We start from the raw sequence: 15797 nt of genomic DNA, 5'->3' as shown, positions 1-15797 counted from the left end.
CGCTCTGGAGCCTCTTGGCCGGCCCGCCGTCTCAGCTCTGAGCCGAGGTCCCGCCGCCGTTCAGATAACTGTCGATGTCGCGGGCGGAGCGGTATCCGCTCTCGATCGCCCCGTCGATGAAGCCGCGCCATGTGATCGACGAGTCGGCGCCCGCGAAGAACAGCCGCCCTTCGGTGGTGCGCAGCTCCGGCAGCACCTTCGCCAGCTGTCCCGGCCGGTAGATGCACCACGTGCCCAGCGCGAGCGGGTCGTTGGACCAGTCCCAGCCGACGATGCTCTCCACCTCAACACCCGGGAGCAACGGCTGCAGCGCAGTCTGCATCCCCTGGGTGTCGTCGAACTGGCTCATCTGCAGCTGGTCCGGGTTGGCGGAGAACACGATCAGCCACGAACCCTCCGGGCCGTGGGCGTAGGTCACCAGATAGTTGACCGCCTGGGCCTCGGGGGCCACGATGCTGACGTTGCCGATGTCGCCCTTGACGCGCACATAGCACTTCATGCCGGCACCCGCGTGACGGTCGGCCGACGCGGTCCGCTTGATCTCGGACAGGCCGGGCTCGAACTCCACGCTGTTCAGGACGTTCATCGGCAGCGCGATCAGCGCGGTCGGCGCGCTGACGGCCTCGCCGCTCTCCAGCTCGACCCGCACCCCGTCACCGGTCTGGACGACGCGCCGCACGGGCGAGTTGAGGCGGATGTCTGCCAGGGTGGCCTGCCCGGCGATGGAGTTGATCAGCTCCCGTGTCCCCTTCACCAGCTTCGTCGCCGACAGTGCGGCCATGGCCTGCGCCGCGCTGTACCCGGCCAAGGCGTAGCACCGGTAGATCTCGCTCGCACCGGACTGATCGAGCGGGCCGAACGCGACCAAAGAGCACATCCCCTCCACCCAGTCGCGCAGCGCCGGCTCGGCCTTGAAGCTGTCGAGTTGCTCACGCAGCGACCGCTTACCGAGGCCATCCGGGTCCGAACTCACCGTTTCCAGGAACGGCTCCGGGAACAGGGTCGTGCCCGGAGCGCAGAACTGGTCGAACGCCTCCACTGCCCGCTCGACGTCGTCGTCGGACAGGTCCACGACGCGGCCGTCGGAGACGACCGCCTGCCGCAGCCCCTCCAGCACCGGGAATGTCTCGGTCTCGACCGCGTACCGGTCGACCTCGGCCCACACGTGCGGCTGCAGGGGGTGGACCCACGTGCCGCCGAGTTCCATTGCATGCCCGGCGTGGTCCTTTGTGTAGGTCCGGCCGCCCAGCCGGTCACGCGCCTCCACCAGAACCGCCCGACGCCCGCGCGCCGACAATTCACGCGCAGCCGTCACACCGGCGAAACCGCCGCCCACGATCACGACATCCACTTCAGAATCTGACGTCGCCACAATCTGCTCCCTTTCCGTCGTCTGGCCTGACTCGCGAGCCACTATCCGGGAATGGGCCGCAGCTGGTCGCGCGCCACGCTCTCTGAGGAATTCACGTCTTCCCGATTGATCTTCCGTGCGTACGCCGACGCCGGTGTCACGCTGCGTACAGCGCCCGTCCTCAGCCCACGACGAAGAACTTCATGAACGGCGAGCGGGTTCTCCAGGTGGCCGTGAATCCGACCGGGAAGGAATAGATGCCCCCGGCAATGACCTCGATCTTCTCGCCGTCAGGGGTCTCCAGCTCGGCCTCACCCTCGATCACGTGGAACGTGTCGGTGGCCGCGGGCTTGTAGGGGAACTCCGCGCCTTCCTCGGGGCCGATCCTCCACAGTCCCGATACCTGGCCCTCTTCCGCCTGGACGAGCCAATGGATCTCACCCGTCGCCCGGCCGTCCTCAACATAGGGTTCCCACGACTGGGTCGCTACCGATGAGTTTGCAAAACCCGCTGTGCTCGTCATGCGTCCCTCCAAAGGGGGCGGAGATCTCGGCCCGCCGGCGACGACGGTGCCGGATTTCATTTCATCCGCTGACACCACGGATACCGGGGATTTCCCCGAAGACGCGGGCGGCGTCCCCGTCAGGTGGGCGACGAAGTCCGACTGATTTACCGCATTTTCCACCGGTCGGTTCCACCACCCACCTACACCACCGTACCCACGTCCAGGGCAGCCTGCCGTCCCTCAAAGCACGCCGCCGTGCCGTCACGGACAGTGAGCCTTTTCCAACCTCAGGTTGCGGTGTGGTGGAGGACGAGGACGGCCTTCACGATGCCGGTGATCCGGTTTGTGCTGCAGCGGAGTTTCCGCAGTAGGCGCCAGCCCTTCAGGACGGCCATGGCTTCCTCTCCGACGCAGCGGATCTTGGCGTGGCTGCTGTTGTGCCGTCGCTTCCAGCGCTTGAGTCGGCGGCCCCGGAAGGGGACTCGGATGTGGCGGCCGGCGCCTTGGTATGTCTTGTCCGCCCAGCATTTCAGCCCCGTGGTGGCGAGCGCGTCGACGATGCCGTGGCTTCGGGCGGCGGTCAGGTCGTGGGTGGAGCCGGGAAGGGCCGGCGATGCCCAGAGCGGTCGGCCGAACGGGTCGGTGAGGACCTGGACGTTCCTGCCGTGCCGCTTGTGCCTGCCCGAGTAGTACGGGGTGTCGGCAGCGATCCGGTCGATCGGCGGCAGCGTGCCGTCCAGGATCACGTATGCCTTCGTCCGGGCCGTCTCCATCGCCTCGGCCAGGGTCGGGGCGAGAGCGGCCAAGACCTCGATTGCCTCGCGTATGGAGCGGTACACGGTTGCGATCCCGATGCCGAACCCGGCGGCGAGTTGGGCGTAGGTGTCGCCGCACCGCAGATGGGCCGGGGCAAGCAGGGCCTGGCGGCCGGCCGGCAGGCGCCGCCACCGCGTGCCGATCTCCCGCTGCCGGACGGCGAGCTGCTCGGTCAGGTGGCGCAGGGTACGGCTGGACAGATCGATCGACGACGGGTAGACAAGCACGCGAAGCTCCTGGCGGACATGGGTGATCTTGGTCGAGAACCCGTCTGCCAGGAGCTTCGTCGTTCCGTACAGACCTTGAGCATCAACGGCCCGACATCGCAGGCAGGTTGGAAAAGGCTGGAGACCCTGCACGCGGGGGCCTCGGCTTGGCTCGCCCTTACGGACGTCGACGACGACGGACTGATCGGGCTGGACGAGTACCTGCGGCTCAGCCAGGCGATCGGTGGGGTGCCCGCGCAGCGGATGGAGGAGGCGTTCCGCCGCCTGGACCGTGACGGGGACGGGGGCGGCACATGGGATCCGGCTGAAATCGACGCCGCCGTGGTGGGGTTCTTCACCAGTGAGGACCCGAATGCCCCCGGGCAACTGGCTCTACGGCCCGTTCTGATCGGCCCCGAAGGCGCCGGTCAGTCCTTCGGGTCCTGGGCGGCCAGGGCGTAGGGGAGGGCGGAGCGGATGGCCGTGATCAGGGTGCGGCTGGCTTCGAAGGCCGCGGCCATGCCGGCGGTGGGGTTGGTGTCGGCCTGCTGGTGGAGGACGACTCCGAGGATGAGGCGGGAGACGCCCGCCACCTCCTGGGTGGCGGCCCACATGAGGTTGCCGCCCGCCGGGGTGGAGGAGCCGGTCTTCAGGCCGATGACGCCGTCCTGACCGAGCAGCTTGTTGCTGTTGCGGATCGGCGTGCCGGAGCCGGGGGCGGTGATGGCGGGTGTGGCCACGATCGCGCGGAAGGCCTCGTTCTTCATGACGGCGTGGGCCAGTTTCAGTTGGTCGGCGGCCGTGCTCTGCGTGCTGGCTTCGATGCCGGAGGCCCCGGTGTAGGTGGTGCGGTCCATTCCGAGTGCGGCGGCGGCCTTGTTCATCTTCAGCGTGAACCGTTCCTGATCGCCGGAGTCCCAACGGGCCAGCAGCCTGGCGACGTTGTTTCCGGAGGGCAGCATCATGAGCTCCAGGAGCTGGCGTTGGGTGTACCGGTGTCCGGCCACCACGGGTGCGGTCGACTCCGCGGTGGAGAACGACTCGTCGGCGGCCTGCTGGTCCGCGGTCACCTCCTCGCCGTCACCGTTGCCGGACACCGGGTGACCGGTGAGGATGACGTAGGCGGTCATGACCTTGGTGATGCTGGCGATCGGTACCGGCATCTGATCGCCCTTGGTGCCGAGGCTGCCGATGCCCTCGACCTCCGCGCTCGACTGGCCCTCCGCCGGCCAGGGCAGGTCCAGCGACCCGGCGAAGGAGGCGACCGCGGCGCTCTCCGGGGAGACGCCCGGATTCCGGAGCCCGTCGCCACCGAAGGCGTACCAGGCGCCCGTACCGGTCGCCATGACGAGAGCGGACGCCAGCGGGACGACGACGGACCGGCGGAAGCCGGTCCTGCGGAAGCCGGTCCTGCGGAAGCCGGAAAGGGAGCGGTGGTGGTCGGCGGACATCGGGGAACCTCCAGGAAGACGGGTGCGGATCCCGCACCCGAATCACCCTCGAGGAGGCGCACTTCCGGACCGGTGCGACCCCGTTTCCACCACCGGGAGGTCGTGTTGCGGTTCCGTTTCAGGCCGGTCCGAGGGTCGGGCGTCCAGGTCGAGGGTGGCCACCGCGCCCCCGTCCGGGGCGTTCGCGAAGGCCAGCCGGGCCCCGAGTACCCCGGCCTGCCCGAGCGCGATGGTCAGTCCGAGGCCGTGCCCGCGCCCCCGCTCGGCGGTTCCCGTGCGGAAGCGCTGCGGGCCCTCGTCGAGCAGCTCGGCGGGGAAACCGGGCCCGTGGTCCCGTACGACGATCCGCGCACCCGCGACAGTGACCTCGACGGGGGCCGTTCCGTGCCGATGGGCGTTCGTCACGAGGTTGACCACGATCCGTTCCACCCGGCGCGGGTCGGTCTCCACCACCCCGGCGCCACGGGCCACGACGCCGGTCGGCGTCCCGGTGCGGCGTACGACGTCGGTGACCAGCTCGCCCAGCGGCACCGCGTCGGTCCGGGCCCGCTCGGCGCCGGCGTCGAGCCGGGAGATCTCCAGGAGGTCCTCGACCAGAGCATTCATGGCCCGGACCCGGTCGCGTACGAGTCCGGCCACCTCGTCGTCCTCGGGGAGGAGCCCGGCGGCGGTGGAAAGGCCCATCAGCGGGGTGCGCAGTTCGTGCGCGACGTCCGCCGTGAAGCGCCGTTCGCCCTCGAGTTTGCGCTGCAGGGCCGCGGCCATCTCGTCCACGGCCGCCGACATCTCGGTGATCTCGTCACGGGCCCGGCCGCCGGGGCCGATCCGGGCGTCGAGGTCGCCGTCGGCGATGGCCCGAGCGGTACGGGAGCCGCGGCGCAGCCTGCGGTTCATCGGCTCGGTCGCCAGGGCGGCGAGCGGGACGACGACCAGGAGGGCGGCGAGCACGGCCTTGACGATGCTGCGGTCCAGGAGCTGGAGGCCGCGCACCTCGGAGCTCATGTCCGTCCGGGCGACGAGCACCCGGCCGCCCTCGACGGGCATGGCCGCCCACAGCCAGTACCAGTTGGGGGGTTTGCGGTCGTACCAGGTCGCATACAGACTGGCAGGGTCCTTGGCGGCCAGGGCCCGCGCGAGCGGTGCGTCGAGCCGCTCCGGCGCGAGGACCTCCACGTCGAGCGGCGCGCTGCCCGTACGCACGTACTCGCGCTCGGCGGCGCTCAGCCGTGCGGCGAGGCGTTCGTTTCCGGTCCGGTCGCCGCGTTGGGCCATCGCCTGGTGGACGAGTACGCCGATCACGGCGGCCACGGCGCAGCAGGCGGCCGCGGTGAGCGCGGCGATCTTCCAGCGCAGGGCGCGCGGGTTGAGCGGTGCCATGGTTCCGGACGGGCCCCTCAGTCGCGGACGAGTTTGTAGCCGAAGCCGCGGACGGTCTCGATCCGGCCGGCGCCGATCTTCTTGCGCAGCCGCAGCACGCACAGGTCCACGACCCGGGTGTCGCCTTCCCAGCCGTAGTCCCAGACGTCGCGCAGCAGCCGGCGCCGGTCCAGTACGGCGCCGGGGGCCGCGGCGAACTCCAGCAGCAGGCGCAGTTCGGTGGGGGTCAGCGGAACGGGCCGTCCGCCCCGGTGGACCTCCAGGCCTAGGGTGTTCACGGTGAGGTCGCCGAACGCCAGTACCCCCGGGGCCGTCCCGGCGTCAGGGGAGGTGACCGCGGACTCCGCCGGCGCGACGGATCCGGCCGTACTCGTTCCCGGCTCGGCCGGCCGGAAGGTCGCGCGGCGCAGCAGCGTACGGATGCGGGCGACGAGGACGGCGGTGTCGACGGGTTTGACGACGTAGTCGTCGGCGCCCGCCTCCAGCCCGGCGACCACGTCGAGGGCGTCACCGCGCGCGGACATCATCAGGACCGGGACCAGGCTCTCCTCGCGGATCCGCCGGCACAGGCCGATGCCGTCGAGTTCGGGCAGCATCACGTCCAGGATCAGGAGGTCGTGCGCACCGGCCCGGAATGCCTCCAGGCCGCCGAGTCCGTCCGCTGCCACCGCGACCCGGTAGCCGTACCGCTCCAGGGACAGCTGGACGGCGCGGCGGATGGTGGTGTCGTCCTCGACGACGAGGACGCTGACGGGGTCGGGGACCCGGGTTTCCGGCACGCCACCTACTTCCTCATCAACGGACATATGATCCGACCATCGTAGTCAGTGGGTCGCGTGGCGCGGTCACAGCCGCAGGGAGGCCGCGACGGGCAGGTGGTCGCTGCCGGTGGGCGGCAGGGTCCACGAGGAGACCGGGTTCACCCCCTTCACCAGGATCTGGTCGATGCGGACCACCGGGAACGAGGCGGGCCAGGTGAAGCCGAAGCCGGCCCCCGCCTCCCGCTGCGCCGGGCGGAGCAGTGCGGTCACCGGCCGCAGTGCCGAGTCATCGGCCGTCCCGTTGAAGTCGCCCATCACGACGACCCGGGGCAGCGGCTCCGCCCGTACGGCCGCGGCCAGCTTCCCGGCGGCTTCGTTGCGGCGCGCGGTGGTGAAACCGGCGGCCGGGGTGACCCGTACCGAAGCGAGGTGGGCGGCGTAGACCGCGACGGGCCCGCCCGGGGTGTCGACGGTGGCCCGCACGGCACGCGTCCAGGGCATGATCGGCACCGTTTGTACGTCGGTCAGCGGGTGCTTGCTCCACAGCCTGACGCCGAGGCTATCGGAGTGGTGCGGATAGCCGGCGGCCAGCTCGCGCTCGTAGACGGGCGTGGCCTTCGGGGACATCTCCTCCAGGGCCAGTACGTCCGCGCCCGACGCGGCGAGTGCTCGCGCGGTCCGCGCCGGGTCGGGGTTCTCCTCGTCCACGTTGTGGCTGACCACGGTGAAGTCCCCGATGCCGGAACGCCTGTCGGTGAGCGTCCCGCCGAAGAGGGAGACCCATGCGACCGCGGGGGCCAGGACGGCGACGGCCGCGAGCCGCGAGCGTCGCACCGCCGCCAGTGCCAGCAGCACGGGGACGCTCAGCCCGGTCCAGGGCAGGAACGTCTGGAACAGGCTGCCGAGGTTGCCGAACCCGTTCGGGATCCACGCGTGCAGCGCCATCAGCAGGGCGGAGCAGACCGCGGCGGCGGCGGTCAACCGACCGCGCCCGCCACCGGTACGGAGGCTGCCGGTGCGGCTGCCGGAGCGAGACGGGCGCGCCTGAGGGGCCGGGTCGGCGGGCCCCGCCTTCTCGGTGGCCTCGGAACGGTACGGGGTGCTCAGCACGGCAGCTGCCTTCCGATGTCGCGTACACCGGGGATCGGGTACTCGGGTACCGGCACAGCCTCGGCGAGGCGCACTTCCGGTTCATCAGGGGACTGCTTCGAGCGCCCCACGGCTGTGTTTCGGCTGGGTATCGGTCAGTGGGCACGCACGCTATGGCCGACTATGGAAGAACTCTTCGAACCGGTCGCGGTGCCGGAACGGGCAGAGGTACGACGTCGGCGCTGGTCCGGGTCGGGCGCGCGAACGGGGTCTCGGTCCATGGTCTGGTCTCGGCGGCCGTGATGATCGCCCACGCCGAGGTGAAAGCCGCCGCCGACCACGTGCACGAGGTGGCCGTTCCCTTCATCTACCCGGTGGACGCGCGCACCCGCATCAGCCCTCCGGTGGACGCCTTCGGCGGGACGAACATCTTCGGCACGGTTCCGGAGTTGCCCTGGTACTGCCAGGAGTCGGCGGGGACCTGTTCCCAGCCGCGGCGGTTGGCGTAGGCGATGAACAGGCGACAGATGCTGGCCATGGCGTGGATGATGTGGCGGGTGGCGTCCTGGTAGGGGACCTGGCTCATGGTGCCGTCGGCCAGGCGGAAGTGGCCGTCCGCAGCCGTGGGCCCGAGAACGATCGTCACACCCTGTTCGACGAGCTATCCAGGCACCGGGCCGCACGACGACTACGGGGCGCTCGGCGTGGGCGAGTACGGCCTGGGGCACGGATCCCACGAGGAAACCCGCCGTCGCCGCCAGCCCGTGCGAGCCCAGTACCAGCAGTTCGGCCCGCTGCGCGGCAGCGGTCAGGACGGTCAGGGGCCGGCCGTCCCCTTGCTCCGTGGTGATCTCCAGATCGGGGTGCCGCTCGGCCAACTCCTGCGCCACTTCCCGTGGAATGCGCTCGCCCCAGTACTGAGGTGAGGGCGTGGCCGCGGTCGCTCCTGCAGGAGATCGACCGCCTCGAACATGGTGTCCGCGGCGCAGTGGGCGCGCACCGGGTGGCCGTTCACGTCCACCACGGCCTGGGCGATGGCCGGACGGCTCGCCGGCGGGTCGGCCGCCTGCGTGAGCTTGGCACGGACTGCAAGCACCGGTGGCCCCACGTGTGCGATCGCCGCCAGCATCTTCGCCCGGACGTACTCGGACGCGCCCTCGGGCACCGGCCCTCGCTTGTTCACCAACACGTCAATGACGGGACGGGACTTGAGATGGCTCATGTGAATTCCTCCTCCGTCGGCATCAGCCTCGCTTCGGTCACCCTCCTCCGGCCAGTGCTAATCGGCCCGGCTTGGGGACCGTCCGTACCCGGGCGTGAGGCCGTCAGGGCCAGGTAGTCGACTCCAAGGTCTCCTTCGTGTGCGGACGAGCTGAACTTCGTTGCAGTGAGGGACGTTTGGCCACTCGGTGCGGGCCGGTCGGCCCCGGGTCACGCCGCCCTCCAAGCAGGGACATTGGCGATGGGCAGGCGCACGGCCTGCCGTGAGGAAAGGGTTCTACGTCATGGCTCTGCACCAGCACCGTCAGCACGGGATGTCCCTCGCAGGGTGGCGAAAGGCCGTCTGGGCCACAACGACGTCCGACAGCGCGGTTGATGAGCTCGCCGCACCTGTGGCCGTGGCGCGCATCGCGGCGACGACTCGCCTGCTGACCTCGTTCACGTTCCTCTGGGCCTTCGGCGACAAGGCGTTCGGCTGGGGGTACGCGACTCCGTCGGGCAAGGGGTGGATCGACGGTGGGTCTCCCACCAAGGGCTTCCTGAGTCATGTCTCCGCCGGCCCGCTGGAGGAGACCTTCCACGCCTGGGCCGGGGCGGCCTGGGCCGACTGGGCTTTCATGCTGGGACTGCTCGGCATCGGCATCGCTCTGGTGAGCGGTGTCGCGCTGAGGGCCGCTGCTGTCGCGGGCACCGCGATGATGGCGCTGATGTGGGCTGCCGAGTGGCCTCCGGCCCAGCACCTTTCGGACGGCAGCCTCAGCATGTCGACGAACCCGCTGGTGGACTATCACGTCCTGTACGCGGCCGTCCTGGTGATGCTGGCGGCGATCGGAGCCGGGCGCTTCTGGGGGCTGGGGACCGCCTGGCGGAGCCTGCCCGTCGTCCGCCGCAACCGGTGGCTCCTGTAGCGGAAGCGTCGGTCCGGGGCCGCCGCCGAATTCGGGCCGGCCCCGGAAGCCGGGGGCTCCTGCGGAGCTTGCAGCCCCCGGTGCCGAAGCTGCCCGGCGCCTGACCGTCCGCAAGGCCACTGGCTGGACCGCGACAGGGCCCCTCGTTCTCCGCCCACGTCTTGGGTGGTCTGGCGCCGACGCAGGGCGGGGGAGTCAGGCGGCTGCGCGTTCGCCGGCGGGACGGCGGCGCAGGCCCGCGTTGTACAGGCGGGCGGCAGGTAGTCCTGGTCGAGGGCGCCGACGTCGGTGCCGGGCGGGACGATCTCGTCGATCCGGTCCAGGATGTCGTCGCCGAGGCGGACGTCGAGGCCGGCGAGGAGGTCATCGAGGTGGGCCATGGTCCGCGCTCCGGCCAGGGCGCTGGTGACTGCGGGGTGGGCGATGGCGAAGGCCATGGCGAGGTGGGTCATCGGCAGGCCCGCTTCCTCGGTGAGGGGGATGAACTGCTCGGCGATGTCGATGCGGCGTTCGTCGTTGAGGTGGTTGAAGAAGCCCGCGCGGCTCAATCGTCGAGAACAGCCTCTGGTGCGTCGTCTCCCTCTTCAGCCCTTGCCAGAAGCTCTCGGCGAGGGCGTTGTCGTAGCTCGAGCCGACCTTGCCGGTCGCTGGGCCCGGGAGGGCCGATCGGTCCCTCCCCGGCCCAGTACGGTCCGGGCGCCGTGGTCCGGTGTGGGCTCAGTACGGCCAGGACCAGTCGGCGACCTCCGGCAGGTCGGTTCCGTGGGCGCGGATCCAGTCGTGGTGGCGGATGCGCTGGTCGCACATGCTCTGGCGCAGGGATTCGGCGCGGTCGGCGAGACCGGGGACGCGGTCGATGACGTCCATGACGAGCCGGTAGCGGTCGAGGTCGTTGCGTACGACCATGTCGAAGGGTGTCGTGGTGGTCCCGGACTCCTTGTAGCCGCGGACGTGCAGGTGGGCGTGGCCGGTGCGTCGGTAGGCGAGACGGTGGATGAGCCATGGATAGCCGTGGTAGGCGAAGATCACGGGCTTGTCGGTGGTGAAGAGGGCGTTGTACTCGGTGTCGGTCATGCCGTGCGGATGTTCCTCGTGGGGCATCAGCCGGGCGATGTCGACGACGTTGACGACCCGGACGGCCAGCGAGGGGAGGTGCTCGCGGAGCAGGGCCGAGGCGGCCAGGACCTCCATGGTGGGCACGTCGCCGGCGCAGGCGAGTACGACGTCCGGTTCGCGAGAGCCGTCGTCCGTCCCGGCCCACTCCCAGACGCCGGCGCCTCGCGCGACGTGGACGCGGGCCTCGCCGATGGCCAGCCAGTCGAAGGAGGGCTGCTTCCCGGCGACGATCACATTGACCTGGTCGCGGCTGCGCAGGGCGTGGTCGGCCACGGCGAGCAGGGTGTTGGCGTCCGGGGGGAAGTAGGCGCGCACGACTTCGGGGCACTTGTTGAGGACGTGGTCGACGAAGCCGGGGTCCTGGTGGGAGAAGCCGTTGTTGTCCTGGCGCCAGACGTGCGAGGTGAGCAGGTAGTTGAGCGAGGCGATGGGGGCACGCCAGGGCAGCTCGCGCGAGGTCTTGAGCCACTTGATGTGCTGGCCGACCATGGAGTCGACGATGTGGGCGAACGCCTCGTAGGTCGAGAAGAGGCCGTGGCGGCCGGTGAGGAGGTAGCCCTCCAACCAGCCCTGGCAGACGTGTTCGGAGAGGATCTCCATGACACGGCCGTCCCGGGACAGGTTCCTGTCCGTGGCCTCGGTCAAGCCCTGCCAGGCTTTGCCGGTGACGTCGTACAGGTCGTCCAGCCGGTTGGAGGCGGTCTCGTCCGGTCCGACGACCCTGAAGTCCCTCCGCTCGGCGGTGTCGCGCATGATCTGGGTGAGGAAGCGCCCGAGGACGCGGGTCGGTTCGTGGAGGGTGCTGCCCGGCTTGTCGACGGGGACGGCTTGCACGTCGAGAGCGGGCAACGGGAGGGGCCGCAGCAGCCGGCCGCCGTTCGCGTACGGGCTGGCGCCCAGGCGGCGCTCGCCCTCAGGGAGACAGGCGAGGACCTGCTCGGAGGGACGCCCGTCGGCGTCGAAGAGCTCCTCGGGCCGGTACGAGCGCAGCCAGTCCTCCAACTGCCTGAGGTGTGCGGGATTCTCGCGTACTCCGGCGAGCGGGACCTGGTGGGACCGCCAGGTGCCCTCGACCGGTTCGCCGTCGACGGTCGCCGGTCCGGTCCAGCCCTTGGGGGTGCGCAGCACGATCATCGGCCAGCGGGCGTACTCCCGCTGGGGACCGCTGCTTCCGTTCCGGGCCCGTTCCTGGATGAGGGCGATGCGGTCCACGGCGTGGTCCATCGCGCGGGCCATGGCCCGGTGTACCAGGGCGGGGTCGCTGCCGGTCACGTACAGCGGGTCGTGGCCGTATCCCCGTAACAGGGAGTCGAGTTCGGCTTCGGGGACGCGTGACAGCACGCTCGGGTTGGCGATCTTGTAGCCGTTGAGGTGCAGGATCGGCAGTACGGCTCCGTCGTGGACCTGGTCCAGGAACTTGTTGGAGTGCCAGGAGGCGGCCAGCGGCCCCGTCTCGGCCTCGCCGTCGCCGATGACGCAGGCGACCAGCAGGCCGGGGTGGTCGAAGGCGGCTCCGTAGGCGTGGGCCAGCGAGTAGCCGAGTTCGCCGCCCTCGTGGATCGAGCCGGGCGTCTCGGGGGCGACGTGGCTGGGCACTCCGCCGGGGAAGGAGAACTGCCGGAACAGCGTGCCCATGCCGGCCGCGTCCCGCGTGATGTCCGGGTAGGTCTCGGTGTAGGTGCCCTCCAGCCAGGAGTTGGCCAGCACCGCCGGGCCGCCGTGGCCCGGACCCCAGACGCACAGGGCGTCCAGCGAGCGGTCCCTGATCACACGGTTCAGGTGGGTGTGGACGAGGTTCAGGCCGGGGGAGGTGCCCCAGTGGCCGAGCAGCCGCGGCTTGATGTGCTCGGGCCGCAGCGGCTCGGTGAGCAGGGGGTTGTCCATGAGGTAGATCTGGCCGACGGCCAGGTAGTTGGCGGCGCGCCAGTGCGCGTCGAGGTCCGAGATGGGGTACGCGGTCATGCCCGCTCCTGCGTGCGACGGTCCGGGACGTTCGTCGACTGAGCCGATGCCTCCACACTGCTCTCCCCGAGCGGCTGTCGGGAGGGGAGGACCGGCCCTGGGGGAGGGACTGTTGGCCCCTGTGGGCCGAGGCGCCGAGCGGCGAAGGTGAGTGCAGCGGCGCCGGTCCCCCCGGCCGGTGCCGCTCCCCTGCCGACCGACCCCGATGCCGCGGCATCAGTACGGAGGACAGACTTGTGAAGCGCGCCATCGTCGTCGGAGTGGACGGATCCCCCCAGAGCCGGGCCGCGGCGGACTGGGCCGCACGGGAGGCCGTACGGCGTGACCTGCCCCTGAACGTGGTCCACGCCTGGCTGTGGGCGCCGCTCGCGGGCCCGATCGTCCAGGACCGCGACACCGAAGCCGGCCGCGCCGATGACATTCTGAAGGAGGTGGGCGGCGAGCTCAGCCACCGGTACCCGGGACTGGACCTCACCGCGGAAGTGCTCTCCGACGTGCCGGTGCCGGCTCTCCTGCACGCCGCCAAGGACACGGAGATGCTGGTCATCGGCACGCGTGGACACGGAGCGCTGGTCGGATTCCTGCTGGGCTCCTACGGTCAGCAGGTGATCGCCGCCGCGGAGTGCCCCGTCGTCTCCGTACGCTCCGCGCACGGCAGGCCGGTGGCCGTGCCGGAGGAGGGCGAGGTCGTCGTCGGACAGCAGGGCGGCGTGGAGGAGTCCGCCGAAGTGCTGCGCGTCGCCTTCGAGGCGGCCGCGGTACGCAAGGTACCGCTCCGTGCGGTCCGCGCCTGGAGCCTGCCCCCGGTCTACGGGTCCAGCCCCGGGTCGATGTGGATCGCCGACCAGTTCGGTGGCCTGGAGCCGTACGAGAAGGCCGCGCTGGAGCAGGCGCTGGAGCCGTGGCGGCTGAAGTACCCGGAGGTGGAAGTCATCACGCACGTGGAGCAGGGCAGCGGTGGCCACGTGCTGCTGACCGCCGCGTCCGACGCGCAACTGCTCGTCGTCGGCCGCCGGGTCCGGGAGTCGGCGGTCGGGGCGCACATCGGGTCGGTGGCCCATGCCGTCCTGCACCACTCGGTCTGTCCTGTGATGGTGGTCCCGCACGCCTGACCCGGCCCGGGTCAGGAGGGAGGCCGGGCCTGCGACTGTACGGCGTGCCCGGCCCTCCCGCATGCCAGGCCTGCGGCTACTCGGCAGCCCGCGCGGGGTGCTGGCTCGGCGGGGTCAGCGCGTGGCTGGCGATCACTGCTGCCTGGACGCGACGCTCCACCCCCAGCTTGGTGAGCAGCCGCGAGATGATGTTCTTGACGGTCTTCTCGGCGAGGTACATCCGTTTGCCGATCTCCCGGTTGGTGAGCCCCTCGCTGACCATGACGAGGATCTCCTTCTCCCGGTCGGTGAAGCCGGGCAGGCCCGGGACCTGCTCCTCCTTGGGCACGTCGCCGCGCATGCGGGCCATCAGCCGGGTCGTGGCTCCGGGATCGAGCATGGACTGGCCGGCCGCGACCGTGCGGACGGCGGTGACCAGGTCGGTTCCGGTGATCTGCTTCAGCACGTATCCGGAGGCGCCCGCCATCACGGCGTCCAGCAGGGCCTCCTCGTCGTCGAAGGAGGTGAGCATCAGGCAGGCCAGCTCGGGCATCTTGGAGCGGAGCTCGCGGCAGACGCTCACGCCGTCGCCGTCTTGGAGCCGTACGTCGAGGACGGCCACCTGGGGTCGCAGTGCGGGGATGCGGATCAGAGCCTGTTCGGCCGTGCCCGCCTCGCCGATCACGTCCAGGTCGGGCTCCGCGTCCAGCAGGTCGTGCACCCCGCGGCGTACGACTTCGTGGTCGTCGAGGAGGAAGATCGTGATCGGAGGACTGGTGGGAGAGGGGGCACCGCTGTCCGTCATGACGCAACTCCTTCGCCTGGGTCCGTGCGGGGCGCCCGAACTCCAGCATCCTGCCGCCCCAGGGGCCGAACGGACAGGGCCGATAGGCCCTCATTCGGCTGCCCCCCCGCGCGCTGAGCCCTCGGAAAGAGGGACCTTCGGCCCCGGGTGGGGGCATGTGGACCTTCCCGGGGCCGGTCCGCGTGCGATGAGCTAGTGCCGCACTTGGGGCATCGGCCTGTTCCTGCGTGCCGACCAACACTGCCGCCGGGCCGGAACCCGGCTCCGGCTGTGCGAGGTGCCACCTCTGGTGGCCAGGTCGATGCGGGTGCTCGGCGCCGACCGCGTGCTGCGGGTGGTGGCGGCCTGATCGCACGGGCGTCCGAGACCGGTGTCCTGCTCGGGACCATTCGGCCCTGGTTCCCGCGGTGATCGCGGGGGAGGCTGGTGACGCGGAAGCCGTGAACGATCGATACCGGATGAAGGTGCGGATCATGGACCAGGACGGCGTAGGACGCCTCGGCGGACGCACGGGCGCTACGAGGACCGGCCGGCGTATGCGGGAGCTGGACAGGGCCGAGGCACTCAGGCTCCTGGGGACGGTGTCCCTGGGGCGCATCGTCTTCACACAGTCCGCACTGCCCGCCATCCGCCCGGTCAACCACCTCGTCGAGGGCGACGACATCATCGTGCGGATCCACGACGACGGGGCGCTCGCCTCCCTCGTCGCCCCGGCCGATACCCCCGGTGTGGTCGTCGCCTACGAAGCGGACGCCATCGATCCCGTCACCCACCTCGGCTGGAGCGTCGTCGTCACCGGCTACGCGTGCCCGGTGGCCGGCGCCGACGAGGCGGCCCGGTTCGCGGCCCTACTGCGTCCCTGGGTGGGAGACTCCATGACCGGCGCCCTGCGGATCCGCCCCGACCTCGTCACCGGATTCCGGCTGGAGGCGGAGCGGATGCTGCCCGAGTCTGCTTGCCTGGGCTGATTGCGTGGGCCGTCAGCTCCCGGTGGGGAGCGGTGCCCGCCAGACGAGCCGGCTGCCCCCCTCGTCGGGGGTGTCCACGGTGAAGGACCCGCCCAGGCTCCGCGCCCGGTCGTCGAGGTTGAGCAGACCGCTCCTGCGGCCCCGGGCCGGGATGCCCCTGCCGTTGTCGG

General features: G+C 70.8%; 16 protein-coding genes and 2 pseudogenes. 6 read left to right on the top strand and 12 right to left on the bottom strand.

Annotation, left to right across the window (positions count from 1 at the left end; genetic code table 11):
• Positions 1 to 31 precede the first annotated feature (31 nt).
• The 3 genes from ACWF9Z_RS09390 to ACWF9Z_RS09380 form a co-directional block, all read right to left on the bottom strand.
• Positions 32 to 1414, bottom strand: a complete 1383-nt coding sequence (locus ACWF9Z_RS09390; protein WP_453599370.1) for a flavin monoamine oxidase family protein — start codon at positions 1412 to 1414, stop codon at positions 32 to 34.
• A gap of 118 nt (positions 1415 to 1532) precedes the next feature.
• Entirely contained in the window at positions 1533 to 1874 is a 342-nt protein-coding gene (locus tag ACWF9Z_RS09385; RefSeq protein ID WP_453599367.1) for a cupin domain-containing protein, read from the bottom strand.
• A gap of 269 nt (positions 1875 to 2143) precedes the next feature.
• Positions 2144 to 2899 (bottom strand): transposase family protein, encoded by a 756-nt coding sequence (locus ACWF9Z_RS09380; RefSeq protein WP_453599364.1) that lies wholly within the window; start codon positions 2897 to 2899, stop codon positions 2144 to 2146.
• Between the two features lie 75 nt (positions 2900 to 2974).
• Between ACWF9Z_RS09380 and ACWF9Z_RS09375 the strand changes: the two genes are divergently transcribed.
• Positions 2975 to 3340, top strand: a complete 366-nt coding sequence (locus ACWF9Z_RS09375) for a hypothetical protein (protein ID WP_453599361.1) — start codon at positions 2975 to 2977, stop codon at positions 3338 to 3340.
• Here ACWF9Z_RS09375 and ACWF9Z_RS09370 read toward each other — a convergent pair.
• The 4 genes from ACWF9Z_RS09370 to ACWF9Z_RS09355 form a co-directional block, all read right to left on the bottom strand.
• Complete coding sequence (locus ACWF9Z_RS09370; protein ID WP_453599829.1) at positions 3307 to 4224, bottom strand: D-alanyl-D-alanine carboxypeptidase family protein; 918 nt, start codon at positions 4222 to 4224, stop codon at positions 3307 to 3309. The two genes, ACWF9Z_RS09375 and ACWF9Z_RS09370, sit on opposite strands and share 34 nt — an antisense overlap.
• Positions 4225 to 4371: 147 nt before the next feature.
• Positions 4372 to 5706 carry a sensor histidine kinase gene (locus ACWF9Z_RS09365; RefSeq protein WP_453599359.1) on the bottom strand — a complete coding sequence of 445 codons (1335 nt, stop codon included), beginning with the start codon at positions 5704 to 5706 and terminating at the stop codon, positions 4372 to 4374.
• Positions 5707 to 5723: 17 nt separating this feature from the next.
• Positions 5724 to 6512 carry a two-component system response regulator CseB gene (gene cseB, locus ACWF9Z_RS09360; RefSeq protein ID WP_453599356.1) on the bottom strand — a complete coding sequence of 263 codons (789 nt, stop codon included), beginning with the start codon at positions 6510 to 6512 and terminating at the stop codon, positions 5724 to 5726.
• Between the two features lie 39 nt (positions 6513 to 6551).
• A complete protein-coding gene (locus ACWF9Z_RS09355; RefSeq protein ID WP_453599826.1) occupies positions 6552 to 7448 on the bottom strand; it encodes an endonuclease/exonuclease/phosphatase family protein in 897 nt (298 codons plus the stop codon).
• A gap of 281 nt (positions 7449 to 7729) precedes the next feature.
• Here ACWF9Z_RS09355 and ACWF9Z_RS09350 point away from each other — a divergent pair, with 281 nt between their 5' ends.
• Complete coding sequence (locus ACWF9Z_RS09350; RefSeq protein ID WP_453599823.1) at positions 7730 to 8065, top strand: phthiocerol/phthiodiolone dimycocerosyl transferase family protein; 336 nt, start codon at positions 7730 to 7732, stop codon at positions 8063 to 8065.
• A gap of 228 nt (positions 8066 to 8293) precedes the next feature.
• On the opposite strand, the pseudogene ACWF9Z_RS09345 reads toward ACWF9Z_RS09350, so the two are convergent.
• Both ACWF9Z_RS09345 and ACWF9Z_RS09340 read right to left on the bottom strand, forming a co-directional pair.
• Positions 8294 to 8446 (bottom strand): annotated as a pseudogene (locus ACWF9Z_RS09345) (universal stress protein); the annotation flags it as partial.
• On the bottom strand, positions 8374 to 8778 hold the full coding sequence (locus ACWF9Z_RS09340; protein WP_453599353.1) for a hypothetical protein: 405 nt from the start codon (positions 8776 to 8778) through the stop codon (positions 8374 to 8376). The gene ACWF9Z_RS09340 and the pseudogene ACWF9Z_RS09345, both read right to left, overlap by 73 nt.
• Before the next feature lie 283 nt (positions 8779 to 9061).
• On the opposite strand from ACWF9Z_RS09340, the gene ACWF9Z_RS09335 reads away from it, so the two are divergent.
• Entirely contained in the window at positions 9062 to 9685 is a 624-nt protein-coding gene (locus ACWF9Z_RS09335; protein WP_453599350.1) for a hypothetical protein, read from the top strand.
• 359 nt (positions 9686 to 10044) lie between these two features.
• Here ACWF9Z_RS09335 and ACWF9Z_RS09330 read toward each other — a convergent pair.
• Together ACWF9Z_RS09330 and ACWF9Z_RS09325 are read right to left on the bottom strand one after the other, a co-directional pair.
• Positions 10045 to 10137 (bottom strand): annotated as a pseudogene (locus ACWF9Z_RS09330) (hypothetical protein); the annotation flags it as partial.
• A gap of 265 nt (positions 10138 to 10402) precedes the next feature.
• Positions 10403 to 12763 (bottom strand): phosphoketolase family protein, encoded by a 2361-nt coding sequence (locus ACWF9Z_RS09325; RefSeq protein WP_453599348.1) that lies wholly within the window; start codon positions 12761 to 12763, stop codon positions 10403 to 10405.
• A gap of 236 nt (positions 12764 to 12999) precedes the next feature.
• Here ACWF9Z_RS09325 and ACWF9Z_RS09320 point away from each other — a divergent pair, with 236 nt between their 5' ends.
• Positions 13000 to 13875, top strand: a complete 876-nt coding sequence (locus tag ACWF9Z_RS09320) for a universal stress protein (protein ID WP_453599345.1) — start codon at positions 13000 to 13002, stop codon at positions 13873 to 13875.
• A 76-nt stretch (positions 13876 to 13951) separates the two neighbouring features.
• On the opposite strand, the gene ACWF9Z_RS09315 is transcribed toward ACWF9Z_RS09320, so the two are convergent.
• Positions 13952 to 14659: a response regulator gene (locus tag ACWF9Z_RS09315; protein WP_453599342.1), complete on the bottom strand. Its 708-nt coding sequence runs from the start codon at positions 14657 to 14659 to the stop codon at positions 13952 to 13954.
• A gap of 211 nt (positions 14660 to 14870) precedes the next feature.
• On the opposite strand from ACWF9Z_RS09315, the gene ACWF9Z_RS09310 reads away from it, so the two are divergent.
• Entirely contained in the window at positions 14871 to 15008 is a 138-nt protein-coding gene (locus ACWF9Z_RS09310; protein WP_453599820.1) for a hypothetical protein, read from the top strand.
• Between the two features lie 124 nt (positions 15009 to 15132).
• On the top strand, positions 15133 to 15627 hold the full coding sequence (locus ACWF9Z_RS09305) for a pyridoxamine 5'-phosphate oxidase family protein (protein ID WP_453599817.1): 495 nt from the start codon (positions 15133 to 15135) through the stop codon (positions 15625 to 15627).
• Positions 15628 to 15797 lie beyond the last annotated feature (170 nt).

The sequence above is a fragment of the Streptomyces sp. NPDC054961 genome (assembly GCF_053609145.1).
This window is presented reverse-complemented; position numbering and strand designations above follow the sequence as displayed.